General features: G+C 62.0%; 12 protein-coding genes. 11 read left to right on the top strand and 1 reads right to left on the bottom strand.

The genetic code is table 11. The annotated features are described in order from the left end of the window. Positions 1–53: 53 nt before the first annotated feature. Complete coding sequence (locus tag BANT918_RS07265) at positions 54–1,124, top strand: hypothetical protein (protein WP_101619792.1); 1,071 nt, start codon at positions 54–56, stop codon at positions 1,122–1,124. Positions 1,125–1,188: 64 nt separating this feature from the next. On the opposite strand, the gene def is transcribed toward BANT918_RS07265, so the two are convergent. Then, entirely contained in the window at positions 1,189–1,761 is a 573-nt protein-coding gene (gene def / locus BANT918_RS07270; RefSeq protein ID WP_101619793.1) for a peptide deformylase, read from the bottom strand. A gap of 505 nt (positions 1,762–2,266) precedes the next feature. On the opposite strand from def, the gene cysK reads away from it, so the two are divergent. The 10 genes from cysK to BANT918_RS07320 all read left to right on the top strand — a co-directional run bounded on the left by cysK (position 2,267) and on the right by BANT918_RS07320 (position 13,929). Continuing rightward, positions 2,267–3,193, top strand: coding sequence for a cysteine synthase A (gene cysK, locus BANT918_RS07275; RefSeq protein ID WP_101619629.1), 927 nt, complete (start codon positions 2,267–2,269; stop codon positions 3,191–3,193). Between the two features lie 135 nt (positions 3,194–3,328). Continuing rightward, positions 3,329–4,009: a serine O-acetyltransferase gene (cysE, locus tag BANT918_RS07280; RefSeq protein ID WP_101619630.1), complete on the top strand. Its 681-nt coding sequence runs from the start codon at positions 3,329–3,331 to the stop codon at positions 4,007–4,009. Positions 4,010–4,273: 264 nt separating this feature from the next. After that, on the top strand, positions 4,274–5,452 hold the full coding sequence (locus tag BANT918_RS07285; protein WP_101619631.1) for an LLM class flavin-dependent oxidoreductase: 1,179 nt from the start codon (positions 4,274–4,276) through the stop codon (positions 5,450–5,452). Beyond that, positions 5,449–6,168 carry an NAD(P)H-dependent oxidoreductase gene (locus BANT918_RS07290; RefSeq protein ID WP_233430393.1) on the top strand — a complete coding sequence of 240 codons (720 nt, stop codon included), beginning with the start codon at positions 5,449–5,451 and terminating at the stop codon, positions 6,166–6,168. The genes BANT918_RS07285 and BANT918_RS07290 overlap by 4 nt, the downstream gene beginning before the upstream one ends. Before the next feature lie 2 nt (positions 6,169–6,170). Continuing rightward, positions 6,171–6,635, top strand: coding sequence for a MarR family winged helix-turn-helix transcriptional regulator (locus tag BANT918_RS07295; protein WP_101619632.1), 465 nt, complete (start codon positions 6,171–6,173; stop codon positions 6,633–6,635). Positions 6,636–6,730: 95 nt separating this feature from the next. After that, complete coding sequence (locus BANT918_RS07300; RefSeq protein ID WP_101619633.1) at positions 6,731–7,678, top strand: 2-hydroxyacid dehydrogenase; 948 nt, start codon at positions 6,731–6,733, stop codon at positions 7,676–7,678. Positions 7,679–7,757: 79 nt separating this feature from the next. Further along, entirely contained in the window at positions 7,758–9,470 is a 1,713-nt protein-coding gene (gene ilvD, locus BANT918_RS07305; RefSeq protein ID WP_101619634.1) for a dihydroxy-acid dehydratase, read from the top strand. Between the two features lie 458 nt (positions 9,471–9,928). Beyond that, on the top strand, positions 9,929–10,912 hold the full coding sequence (locus BANT918_RS07310; RefSeq protein WP_009882647.1) for an ABC transporter permease: 984 nt from the start codon (positions 9,929–9,931) through the stop codon (positions 10,910–10,912). A 1-nt stretch (position 10,913) separates the two neighbouring features. Beyond that, positions 10,914–11,831, top strand: coding sequence for an ABC transporter permease (locus tag BANT918_RS07315; protein WP_101619635.1), 918 nt, complete (start codon positions 10,914–10,916; stop codon positions 11,829–11,831). After that, positions 11,824–13,929 (top strand): ABC transporter ATP-binding protein, encoded by a 2,106-nt coding sequence (locus tag BANT918_RS07320; protein WP_069600496.1) that lies wholly within the window; start codon positions 11,824–11,826, stop codon positions 13,927–13,929. Before BANT918_RS07315 ends, BANT918_RS07320 begins: the two co-directional genes overlap by 8 nt. The last annotated feature ends 58 nt before the right edge of the window (positions 13,930–13,987 follow it).

The following is a 13,987-nucleotide window of genomic DNA, read 5'->3' on the forward strand; positions in this document are numbered from 1 at the left end:
TGTAATCGGCGGATTCGGCGTGAGGATGCCATCCGTGTGTGGAGGTGAATGCGGTGTCCCAGTCATGGAAGTCGTTGTGGAAGAGCGAATGCGGGAAATCGATCCCGATCTATCGCATCCTCGTGCCCGAAAGCGTCAATCAAGACATCATGAGGGCCTGGAACGCTCGCGGGTACCGCTACACCGCCGGCGCCCCGAATGCGATCATGCTCACCGGGGGAATGCGTCGAAACTTCTTCCGCTCCAGCATGCTGTTCAAAGGCGGTACCGGAACCGGGGCCGCTGTCACGGCGGGCTTCGCCGCGCCCGGCGGTCTGGCACTGGTGTCCGGCTTCGCCGATGCGGCACTGACATTCGGTGCGCTTGGTGGAGTAACCGCAGTGGGCACCGGCGTGTTCGCCGCAGTCACCGGACCGAAGTACTTCCGTGACCCCAAACGGCTGAGCCGGAAGAACCGAGCACAGGTGGGGCAGGCGCAGTGGATCACTCCGGCGTCATTGGGATTCCAGCCTGGCCGCAAGGAAGGCCGCGACACCGACGAACAGCGTCTGTTCCACCTGGCGGTGACCATCGCGCGAAAGATCGTCCGGACACGGGCCTGGACCCACCCGATCCTGCGCGACCACGTCTCACGTGTCGACCTCGACCATGCTGTCGCCTCAATCGGTGTGCGGCTGGCCGAACTGGTCAGGCTGCGTGAGGAGATCGAGAGCATCAGGGATGCCGGAACCGCGAAGTCGGTGGAGACGTACCTGTCGAAACTTGCTGTGGCCTTCACCTCGATGGCCAACCGTGTGCTGTCGATGCATGAGTACTATGAGCGACTCATCGCACTCGACGAGCAGCTCATGCTGCTTCACAACTCGGAACGCTCACGTGAACTCGGCGACCGTGTCCTCGACGTTCTGTCCCGGACAGCTGCCGATGACTCCGCAGACTGGCAGTTCAGAGAACTGCGGATCGACGCTGAGTCACAGTCATCGATCATCTCGGGCCTTGTTGCCGAGCTCGACGAGACCGCAGACGACTTCGACGATTTCGACACTCGTCTGGCGGCTGCCCAGGAGTCGATCGACGCGCTGGAACCCACATCCTCCGCGGGGGAGGACCGCCGCGCGGAGTGATCCGCGTGCAGTCGTCGAGCTCAGCATCGTCGAGTTCAGTGACTTGAGCTCAGCATCGTCGAGTTCAGTGACCGAACGGATCGGGGTCGACACCCGGCATCCATGAACGACCGGGGACGTTGTATCCGTTGGCGGCTTGCTCCTTCTTCCATTTCTTCGACCAGCGCTTGTCGAGACGGTCAACGTAGAGTGTGCCCTGCAGGTGATCGTATTCGTGCTGCATGATGCGAGCGAACCATCCTTCGGCGGTCAGTGTCACCGACTGGCCGGTCTCATCGACACCGTTGACCGTGACACGGTCCGCGCGTTTGAGTGGAAAGTCGAGGCTGGGCACCGAGAGACACCCTTCGGTCTCATCATCGGGATCCGGGCGGGTGTCGGGGATCTTCGAGGCGATGAGCAGCGGGTTGATGAAAGTACCGCGTCTGCGGACTCCGGCATCATCTTCGGCGTGGAAGACGAAGATGCGCTTCGCTACGCCGATCTGCGGAGCTGCCAGGCCGACACCGTTGCTGGCGTCGAGGGTTTCGTGCATATCGGCGACCAAGGTTGCGAGCTCGTCGTCGAAGTCGGTGATCTTCTCCGCACGCTGATGCAGCACGGGCTCGCCGTAGATGACGATGGGATGAATAGGCATGAGGACAATCGTATCGGCTTTCGACACCGCGTTCCGTCCGAGAATAGCCCGTTCGCCTAGGTGCCTCCCACCGGCCCTTCCACTCGGCAGTCTGCCGGGTCACCAGTCGATCCACGACTGCCTCGGCGTCTCAGATTCGCACCTCACCAGCAGGGACGAAGCCGTCGCGTCGAGCACCGAAGCTGCAGCGTCACGGGAGGCGACAGCGGCATTCGCACCCATGATTGTTCAGCGGTTCGAGCCCCCTGGGTCATTGGTGCCAGGGTCAGGCTTGGGTTCTTTGTTGAATATGTCTCGGGATGACAGTGTATTTCGCCGGAAGCGAACATGGATTGTTGAGCAACCATCTTGGGAACAACCGGGAATGGCGCATGGTTATGATGGTGTCGAGCCGTCTCGGTCGACGAGATGAGATCGGCAGCTGAAGCCTTTGGCTGGTGGTTGTGTGACTTCTTCGTCACAGCCCTCAGCACCGAGCGAAAAAATATGCGTGAAAGGACATGTCTTGACCATCTTCAACAATGTTTCCGAACTGGTCGGCCGCACCCCGCTGATTCGTGTGAACAAGGCCAGCGAACGCTCCGGCGCGGAGATCATCGCCAAGCTTGAGTTCTACAACCCCGCTAGCTCGGTCAAGGATCGCATCGGCGTCGCGATGATCGACGCCGCCGAGGCTTCGGGGGATCTGAAGCCGGGTGGAACGATCGTCGAAGCAACCTCTGGCAACACCGGAATCTCGCTGGCGATGGTGGGCGCCTCCCGCGGCTACAAAGTCGTGCTGACCATGCCGGAATCCATGTCGAAGGAGCGTCGCGCACTCTTGCGCGCCTTCGGTGCCGAGCTCGTCCTCACCGACAAGGCCCTGGGTATGAAGGGTGCTGTTGAGAAGGCGGAAGAATTCGCTGCCGACGGTGCTGTCCTGGTTCGCCAGTTCGAGAACAAGGCGAACGCTGAAATTCACCGTTCCACCACCGGTCCGGAGATTCTTGCCGACACCGACGGTCAAGTTGATATCTTCGTGGCGGGCGTCGGGACTGGTGGAACCATCACTGGCGCCGGAGCCGCTCTGCGGGAGTCAATCCCCGACGTGAAGATCGTCGCTGTCGAGCCTGCAGCTTCGCCGCTGCTCTCCGGCGGAGACGCCGGCCCCCACGCCATCCAGGGTCTCGGCGCGAACTTCGTTCCTGGTGTACTCGACACCAAGATCTACGATGAGGTGGTCGCCGTTGACAATGATGACGCCTTTGCCACCGCTCGCGCGGTCGCGAAGGAAGAGGGACTGCTTGTCGGAATCTCGTCTGGTGCAGCCTTGCATGCTGCGGAGGAGATCGGTGCACGTCCGGAGAACGCGGGGAAGAGGATTGTCGTTATTTTGGCCTCGTTCGGTGAGCGCTATCTCTCCACGCCGCTGTTTGCCGAATACATGGACTGAGCAGAAGAACTTCGACTGAGCGCTGCCTGAGGCAGATGCCGGTTCCGCGGTGAGGGCGTCAAACACATGTTTGACGCCCTCACGACTTTGACCACGAACTGATACGAGCAAACATTAGCACGAAGGACTGTTGAGATGAAGGCACTGTGGGCTGTGGCGACTGCGGCGATCGGCGCGGCCGCCTATGGGCTGAGCCGACCTGGGGTGCGCACGACTCTGCGCGAGGACCTCGATACCGTTCGCAGGCGCGATCCTGCGGCCACCAGCGATTTCGTCTCGCTGATCTCCTATCCGGGTATGCACGCGATCTGGGCGCACCGCGGCCTGCACCGACTGTGGCAGAACGAGACCACCAAGGTGCCAGCCAGGCTGATGTCACAGGCGGTGAGGACCCTTACCGGTGTCGAGATCCATCCCGGTGCGCAGATCGGGCGACGCTTCTTCATCGACCACGCCAACGGAGTCGTCATCGGTGAGACCTCGGAGATCGGTGACGATGTGATGCTCTACCACCAGGTCACCCTGGGTGGGACGTCGATGGAACAGGCGAAGCGCCACCCGACCATCGGCAACCACGTCCTCGTGGGGGCCGGTGCGAAGATCCTCGGACCGGTCATCGTGGGCGACAATTCCTCAGTCGGGGCAAATGCGGTCGTCGTCAAAGACGTCGCTGCCGACTCGAGCGCAGTCGGAATCCCCGCAAAGGTCAGACCCTACAAGAAGCCCACCGGCTCCGAGGGGGTCGGGTCGGAGGCCGATGACACACGCTCCAAATACTCCGACTTCGAACTGATCGACCCGGCCATCTGGATCTGAGAGTCATTCGGATCTGACCGGGACGCTCGCTCACCAACTCCATCCGTCAACTCGGTCTTCGCCGGGTCTGCCTCGTCGACATCCGTTGAAGGGCGTCGGCTTGGAAGGGCCGGCGATTGCACTGTCATGGCCTTCGGGAGTGCTGGACGAGAAGGCGCGGGAATACTTTCCGCCCAATGTCCGTTAAACTTTCAACTAATTACTTCAAAACTGAAGTGTTGCAGTTCAAGGAAAGTTCGTGAGCGGCGGGCAGAAGGAGCAGGCATGGAACTGGGAATCTTCACCATTGGAGACATCACCAGCGATCCCACCAACGGGACCACGGTGTCTGAGAATCAGCGGATCAAGAACACGGTCGAGATCGCCAAGAAGGCCGAAGAGGCTGGCCTCGACGTCTTCGCCACCGGTCAACACCACAACCCGCCGTTCGTCGCACCCGCGAACCCACCGGTCCTGCTGTCGAACATAGCAGCACAGACTCAGAAGCTGCGTCTGTCTACTGCCACCACGCTGATCACCACCACCGACCCGGTGCGCATCGCCGAGGACTACTCGTATGCACAGCATCTCTCCGACGGGCGCATCAGCCTGATCATGGGACGCGGCAACACGGGCCCCGTCTATCCCTGGTTCGGCAAGGATATCCGCTCGGGCATCCCGCTGGCGGTGGAGAACTACAACCTGCTCTACCGCCTCTGGCGGGAGAAGAACATCGACTGGGAAGGCAAGTTCCGCACGCCGTTGAATGGTTTCACCGCGACACCGACGCCACTCGACGATGTCCCACCTTTCGTGTGGCACGGATCGATCCGCAGCCCCGAAATCGCTGAGCAGGCCGCGTATTACGGCGACGGATTCTTCCACAACAACATCTTCTGGCCGATGTCGCACACCGCTCGCATGGTGAGGCTCTACCGTCAGCGCTACGAATACTACGGACACGGAGCAGCGAACCAGGCGATCGTCGGGCTCGGAGGTCAGGTCTTCATGCGCAAGAACTCACGTGACGCTGTCAACGAATTCCGTCCGTACTTCGACAACGCACCGGTCTACGGTCACGGTCCCAGCCTCGAGGACTTCTCGGCACAGACCCCGTTGACCGTCGGATCGCCCCAGCAGGTCATCGAACGCACCCTGAGTTTCCGCGACTGGGCCGGGGACTACCAGCGTCAGCTGTTCCTCATCGACCACGCGGGACTGCCGCAGAAGACGGTGCTGGAACAGCTCGACCTCCTCGGCGAAGAGGTTGTCCCGGTCCTGCGGAAGGAATTTAAGAAGGGCCGTCCGGCCGATGTTCCCGACGCACCGACACACGAATCACTCGTCCTGCGTCACCGCGAAGGCCGCGACCCCATCCCCGGCGGGGGTCCCGGATCGCGTGCCCATGCCGACCGTGCGGCCAAGTCCGCAGAGCACAACGACGCCCAAGGAGCTGATCGATGATGCGAATCCTGTGCATCACGACCTCGCTGAGCGAGGACTCGACCACACTGAAACTGTCGAACAAGATCATCGCAGCCGCCATCTCGGCGGCGCAAGATGCGGGTCTGAGCGCGGAGACCGACCTCGTCAACGTGCGGAACCTGAGCTCAGACCTCACCGATATGGCACTGACCGGGTTTCGTTCGGGAAATCTCGAAGCGACATTCGCACAGGTCGGTCAGGCGGACGTGATCGTCACCGTGGCCCCCGTGTACAAGGTCGCACCGGTGGGACTGCATATCCTGTTCTGGCAGCTCATCGACGAAAAGGCACTGGCGAACAAGCCCGTGCTCATCGGCTCCACCGGCGGCACGCCGCGGCACTCGCTGGCCGGTGAGACCGTGCTGCGCCCGATGCTGTCCTACCTCAAGGGCATCGTAGTGCCGACGACGGTCTTCGCCGCGACCGATGACTGGGGCAGCGTCGAGGGCGGCCGCAGCCTCAATGCCCGGATCACCCAGGCCAGCGAGGAGCTGGTCGGCTTGGCGGCGAGCCTCAGCGGTGTCGATGTCGGTCCCACAGCCGATCCCAAGGTCGGTCCCACAGCCGGCCCCAAGGTCGGCTCCACATCGACGCCCGGTGAGTTCGGCAGTCGTACCAGAGACGGAAATCCGAGCATCGATGATGAGTTCAATCCCGATCTCATCACCCCCTTCGCCCAGCTTCTCGAGGGGTGACGATGGTCGAGATCAAGCTCGGCCGAGGTCGTGACGAGCTCGCGCAGAGGTCGTGGCGGTTGTACTTCGAGACCTCGCAGCGCATCCGGCAGAACCTCGAGGGCAGCCTCAAGGATCGGGCGGGTCTGACCGTCAGTGACTACAACACGCTCCTGTTGCTGTGGGAGGAGCCCACCCACACGCTGACGATGAGTGCATTGGCAAGGAAGCTTGTGTTCTCTCCATCGCGGCTCACCTACCGGATCAGGGTGCTCGAAGACGCCAGACTGGTGACGAAGACGGAATGCCCGGACGACAAACGGGCACACAACGTCGGCCTCACCGAGGTTGGGGCACAGGCCTTCCTCGATGCGGGGCGTCAGCACCGGGAGAACATCGACGAGGTGTTCCTCTCCCATGTCGACGATGAGGAGCTCGAAGTCATCGAGAGAGTGTTCGCAAGGATCGGCAAGGCGCTGCCGGACTAGTCCCTGCCGGAATATGCCTGCTGGAATATGCCTGCTGGATTCCGTCTGCCGGAATGCCCCTGCCTCAGTGAGCTGGTTCGTGGGACAATGTGTCTATGTCGATCAAGACCATTGCCTTTCCAGATTCCGAACTCCGCAACCGCGTCATCGCCCGGATTCCGGCGCACCAGCGTGCCAACGTCGACCTGGTCGTCTACTCGGATGCCGAGAAGTCAGCGAAGCTGAGCCGAGATGACGTCGATGTCGTCGTGCTCCCGTACCTCAATTCGGGACCGACAATCGAACTGCTCGACGAGTTGCCGAACCTGGGCCTGGTCATCACGCAGACCACGGGCTATGACCCTGTCGCGCATCTGCCGGAGCGCGGCATCCAGGTGGCGACCGCCTCGGGCGTGCACACCGGCGGAACGGCCGAGCTCGCACTGACACTGACCCTGGCCAGCCTGCGCGGAATCGACGATGCCGTTCGCGCTCAGAGCGCAAGGATCTGGAACCACAAGCGCAACCGCTCCCTGCAGGACCGCCGCGTCATGATCATCGGCGCCGGTGAGATCGGGTCGGCTATCGCTGATCGATTCGAACCTTTCGAAGTCGACCTCACACGGGTCGCGACGAGGGCACGTGAAGACGCTCGCGGCCGGATCCACGGCGTCGATGAACTGCCGAACCTGCTTCCCCACACAGAGGTGGTCGTCCTCATCACGCCACTGACCGAATCAACGAACAAGCTCGTCGACAAGGACTTCCTGGCCCGATTGCCAGACAACGCCCTGATCGTCAACGTCGCTCGAGGCAAGATCGTTGACACCGACGCGCTCGTTGCCGAGCTGAGCACCGGTCGCCTCCATGCCGCTCTCGACGTCATGGATCCCGAGCCGCTGCCGGACGACCATCCGCTGTGGGGGAGCCCGAACACTCTCATCACACCTCATGAGGGAGGCGACACCTCGGCGTTCGAGCCTCGGGTGGTGCAGATTCTGGCCGAGCAGGTCCGTCGGCTCAACGATGGCGAAGCGCCGCTCAACCTCGTCTCGACGGAGTGATCGCCTGAACTGCTCACAATAGGTTCCAACATGCGAGAACTCGGCATATACATGATGGACTCGGGCGTAGAGTGCCTGCATGAGCATTGATACGAACTCCACCACCCCGGACATCAAACCTCGTTCTCGCGACGTCACCGACGGTCTCGAAGCCACTGCCGCACGCGGCATGCTGAGGGCAGTCGGCATGGGCGATGACGACTGGGTCAAGCCGCAGATCGCCATCGCGACCTCGTGGAACGAGATCACCCCGTGCAACATGTCTCTGCAGCGTCTCGGCGGGGCCGCCAAAGAAGGCGTCCATGAGGCAGGCGGCTTCCCCCTGGAGTTCGGCACCATCTCCGTCTCCGACGGCATCTCGATGGGCCACGAGGGCATGCACTACTCGCTGGTCTCACGCGAGGTCATCACCGACTCCGTCGAGACCGTGATGAGCGCCGAGCGACTCGACGGGTCCGTCCTCATGGCCGGCTGTGACAAGTCGATCCCGGGCATGCTCATGGCATCCGCCCGCCTCGGCCTCTCCAGCGTCTTCCTCTACAACGGCTCGATCATGCCGGGTACCGCGAAGATGGAGGACGGCACCGAGAAGGAAGTCACCCTCATCGACGCCTTCGAAGCAGTCGGCGCCTGCCGTGCCGGAACCATCAGCCAAAAAGACGTCGACTCCATTGAGCGCGCCGTCTGCCCGGGTGAAGGCGCCTGTGGTGGCATGTACACCGCGAATACGATGGCCTCGGCGGCCGAGGCGATGGGCATGTCCCTGCCCGGCTCGGCCGCACCTCCTGCCATCCACCGCGACCGCACGATGTTCGCGCGCAAATCCGGTGATGCTGTCGTCAACCTGCTGCGTCAGGGAATCACGGCGAAGGACATCATCACCCGCGAATCGCTGCACAACGCGATCGCCGTGGTCATGGCCTTCGGCGGATCGACCAACGCGGTTCTCCACCTCCTGGCCATCGCTCATGAAGCCAACGTCGATCTTTCACTCGATGACTTCAACCGCATCGGTGACAAGGTCCCGCACCTGGGCAACGTCAAGCCCTTCGGCCAGTACGTGATGAACGATGTGTTCAAGATCGGCGGCGTGCCCGTGATCATGAAGGCACTGCTCGACGCGGGTCTGCTCAACGGCGACTGCATGACGGTGACAGGCAAGACCGTGGCCGAGAACCTCGAGACGATCAACCCACCGGACCCCGACGGCAAGATCCTGCGCGCGATGAACAACCCGATCCACGCCACCGGCGGACTCACCGTGCTCAAGGGCTCGATGGCGCCCGAGGGTGCCGTCGTGAAGTCCGCTGGCTTCGACGCCGATGTCTTCGAAGGCACGGCGCGGGTGTTCAACCAGGAGAAGCCGGCCATGGATGCTGTGCTCAACAATGAGCTGCAGAAGGGCGATGTCGTCGTCATCCGCTATGAGGGGCCCAAGGGCGGCCCGGGCATGCGCGAGATGCTCGCCATCACCGGAGCGATCAAGGGGGCAGGCATCGGCAAGGACGTCCTGCTCATCACCGACGGACGCTTCTCCGGAGGGTCCACCGGCCTGTGCATCGGCCACGTCGCGCCCGAGGCCGTCGATGGCGGACCGATCGCGCTCGTCGAGGACGGGGACAAGATCACCGTCGACATCGCGGCCCGCTCGATTGAACTCCACGTTGACGAGTCGGTGCTCGAAGAGCGTCGCAAGACCTGGACGATTCCCGAGAACCACCGCCTCACCGGTGTGCTCGGGAAGTACGCGAAGCTCGTGCAGTCGGCCTCCACCGGTGCCGTCTGCTTCTGAGTAGGGGACACCCGATGATCTGATGATCGAATAGTCGAGCCCCGGATAGCGGGGATCGATCCATCGCCGAGGTGGTGCGGACCAATGTCCGCACCACCTCGGCTTTTCTGTGCCTGATGAGGCAAAGGACCACCCCTTGTTACCCAACTGTAACCACGGCGTGTCGCCCGAGAATCTGCGGCACCGCCGGATGGAGAGAAAGAAATTGAGCAAGGTGTTTTGTGCGGGGGATCACATCTGGGTACAGTACAACTTACGTTCAGTTGTTTGTGATGGTTCACGGATGAACCGCGCAGAGTTGCTGAGCTGACAACACTTGACGCAAAGGAACTTTGACCGCAGATGACTCGCACACCCCTCGAGATTCGCAAAGAGATCTATTCCCTCATCCCCGGACCGATGCATCAGTCAGAGAATAATCACGAAAGTTCTCGAGTCGCAGCGATTTAGGTCTCGGCATGGGAAAATACGTTCTCCGGCGATTCGTCAACTACTTCATCCTGGCGTTCATCGCCACGGTCACCGCCTACATCACCTCCAGTGCGTTTATGGATCCGGCCGCGCGGTATCGGGGCCAGAATCCGCCGCTGTCAGAAGCCTCGATCAAGTCGATCCTCAACGGACACGGGACCAATCCGGATGTTCCGATCATCGAGCGTACGTGGGCCTGGCTGACGGGGATCTTCCTCCACGGGGACTTCTCTACGACGGTCCACAACAATCCGGTCTTCCAGGAGATCATGACCCGGGCAGGGGTCAGCCTCAAACTTCTGCTCATCGGTTCCATCCTCGGAGCCATCCTGGGCGTCGTCCTCGGCGTGTGGGGCGCGGTTAAGCAATACAAGGCCTCTGACCAGACAGTGACTTATGCGTCCTATCTGATCATCGCCACCCCGACATTTGTCATTGGCGTGGTGCTAATGATCATTGCCACTGCCTTCAACGGTCTCATCGGCACAACCCTGATTCGCTTTTCCGGTGAATACACGGCGGACATACCGCCGGGCTTCTTTCCGTGGTTCACCGATCAGCTCTCACATATGCTGTTGCCGACATTGGCATTGGTGATGATGGGTGCTGCCACCTACTCGCGTTATCAGCGCTCGGTCATGCTCGATGTGCTGGCCTCTGATTTCATCCGCACCGCGAGATCGAAAGGGCGCACCCGCAAGACCGCCTTGGTCAAGCACGGTGTTCGCGTTGCCCTCATCCCGATGTCGACCTACTTCGCCTACGCCTTCGGCACGTTGGTCGCAGGATCGGCGATGCTCGAGGTGGTGTTCTCCTGGCACGGCATGGGGGAGTTCACCATCAACTCGATCCTGCAGTCCGATATCAATGCTGCTGCCGGGTCCGTCCTGTTCATCGCAGTGCTGACTCTGATCTCTTCGACCCTCTCGGAGATCCTCTACGCTGCCCTCGACCCGAGAGTGAGGATCTGACATGGCCACCGATCTTCCGATCTCCACGACTGCCGACACCGAGGTTGCGCCTCGTCGTTCGAAGCCGACCTCCCGTCTGACCTTGGTCTGGCGCCGACTGCGCTCGACCCCGCGCTTCTGGGTCGGCGGCATCATGCTGGGGTTCTTCGTCCTGTTCGCAATATTCGGCAACACGATCAACATCTATACGCCGACTGACCAGGACATCCACGCACTCAACGAGGCACCGAGCCCGCAGCACTGGTTCGGCACGAACACCATCGGCCAGGATATCTACGCCCAAACCGTGGCGGGACTGCAGAAATCTCTGCTCATCGGCATCATCGCCGGGCCCGCAGCGAGCCTCCTAGCCGCGATCATCGGTTCGACAGCGGGATACTTCGGCGGCCGCATCGAGGTCGTCATCGTGTGGTTCATCAACCTGCTCCTCGTCCTGCCTGCGTTCTTCATCCTCGTGCTTCTGGCCCCGATGCTGCGCCAGCTGTCGTGGATGGCGATCGTCGTCTTCCTCGCCCTGTTCGGGTGGATGATCATGGCCCAAGTTGTGAGAAACCAGACGAAGGCGATCAAGGACCGTGACTTCGTCAAGGCGGCGCGGTACATGGGCGTCTCCACTCCACGGATACTGAGCCGGCACATCATCCCGAACGTCGCGTCGATCCTCATCGTCGATGCCACTTTGGGCGTGGTCTCAGCGATCCTGACCGAAACTTCGCTGAGCTACTTCAACCTCGGAATCCAGAAGCCCGATGTCTCCATCGGCACACTCCTGGCTGAGGGCTCCGGGGCGGCTGTGACCCGTCCGTGGCTCTTCGTCTTTCCCGCAGGCGTCCTCGTCCTCATGCTGTTCGCCATCAGCCTGATGGCCGATGCGCTCCGTGACGCCATCGATCCCACCTCAGGAGTCAACCGTGACTGAGACTCTCATCACCGATCAATCCAATCCACCTGCGCAGGCTCCGATCCTCGAAGTCCGGGACCTGAGCGTCACGTTCCCGAATCCTCAGGGCGATGTGAAGGCCGTTCGCGGCGTCAGCTACGAGGTGATGCCTGGTGAGTTCCTGGGCATCGTCGGCGAATCGGGTTCCGGCAAGTCAGTCTCGTCCATGGCCGTGATGGGATTGCTTCCCTCCACAGCCCGCATCGGCGGCTCGATCAAGTACCGCGGACGCTCCCTGCTGGACATGGACGATCACGCGATGTCGGAGTTGCGCGGTTCCGAGATCGCCATGGTGTTCCAAGACCCGCTATCGGCGCTCACCCCGGTCTACTCGATCGGCGAGCAGATCTCAGAAGGTCTGCTCCTCCACGATCCAACGCTGTCGAAGGATGCTGCACACAGCAGAGCGATCGAGCTGCTGCGAGTCGTCGGCATACCGGGGCCCGAACGTCGGGTCAGGGCATACCCCCACGAGTTCTCCGGAGGTATGCGTCAACGAGCAATGATCGCCATCGCCATTGCCAACGATCCGGACCTCATCATCGCCGATGAGCCGACCACCGCGCTCGATGTCACGATCCAAGCCCAGATCCTCGAGGTCCTGCAGAAGGCGCGTGAGATCACAGGCGCTGCGATTGTGCTCATCACGCACGACCTCGGTGTGGTTGCGGGCAACGCGGACCGCATCGCGGTGATGTATGCCGGTCGCCTGGTGGAGACCGGGCCGGTCGAACAGGTCTTCGCCCGACCGCAGATGCCCTACACGACCGGGCTGCTGCGCTCGGTGCCGAACCTGGCGACAGCCGGAACCCAGCGACTCGTTCCGTTGGAGGGCAAACCGCCATCGCTGTCGAACATGGTCCCGGGGTGTCCCTTCGCTCCGCGCTGCCCGATCGCCCTCGACAAATGCCGTGAAGTCGAGCCTGAGCTCATCGCTCATGGCACGCCCGGCGTCGCCGCTGCATGCCACCGGGCCGATGAGATCGCCTCGGGGAAGCTGTCCGCCGGCACCATCTTCCCGCGGCCAGAACCTGTTGAGAAGCGAGTGAAGAACGACGAAGCCGAACGGGTCCTCGAGATCACCGGGCTGCAGAAGCACTTCCCGCTGCTCAAAGGAGCCGTTTTCAAACGGCAGATCGGCACCGTCCGCGCCGTCGACGGCATCGACCTGGAGATCAGGGAGGGACAGACTCTCGGCCTGGTCGGAGAGTCGGGCTGCGGCAAGTCGACGAGCATTGGTGAGGTTCTCGAGATGGTGGCGCCCCAGAAGGGCAAGATCGTCATCAATGGAGTCGACGTGTCCGAGCTGTCCAAGCGCGATCGTTTGGCCATGCGCAAGGACGTCCAGGTCGTGTTCCAGGATCCGATGGCCGCGATCGACCCGCGGTTGCCGGTCGGCGAGGTGATCGCGGAACCGCTGACAGTCCACAAGGTCCCGGCCAAACAGCGCACTGACACCGTCGCCGAGATGCTCGAACTGGTGGGCCTCGACGCGAACATGGCCGATCGGTATCCGCACGAGTTCTCAGGCGGGCAACGCCAGCGCATCGGCATCGCCCGGGCGCTCGTGACCAACCCGAAGCTGCTCGTCCTCGACGAACCGGTTTCGGCCCTCGACGTGTCCGTACAGGCCGGTGTCATCAACCTGCTCGAGGACCTGCGCGACTCACTCGGGCTGTCCTACCTCTTCGTCGCCCATGACCTGGCAGTCGTGAGGCAGATCGCCGATCACGTTGCGGTGATGTACCTGGGCCGGATCGTCGAATTCGGCGCCTCCGAAGATCTCTACGACAATCCGCAGCATCCCTACACTCGAGCGTTGATGTCGGCGATTCCGGTGCCCGATCCGGTAGTCGAACGATCTCGTGAGCGAGTGCTCCTGTCCGGCGACCTTCCGAGCCCGACAGACGAGATCTCCGGGTGCAATTTCCGCACTCGGTGCCCGCTCTTCTCGCTGCTGCCCGAGAGCGAGCAGGACAGATGCACACACGAGGATCCCCAGCCTCGGCGGGCGGAGGCGAACCTGGTGGCCTGTCACTTCGCTGAACGGATCCACGAGCTCGACCACTCGGACTGAACGAACCCGACACAGTACTCATCCATCGATCACCACACAGAGAACAGGAAAGAGGAAC

It is taken from the genome of Brevibacterium antiquum CNRZ 918 (assembly GCF_900169145.1).
Classification (GTDB): Bacteria; Actinomycetota; Actinomycetes; order Actinomycetales; family Brevibacteriaceae; genus Brevibacterium; species Brevibacterium koreense.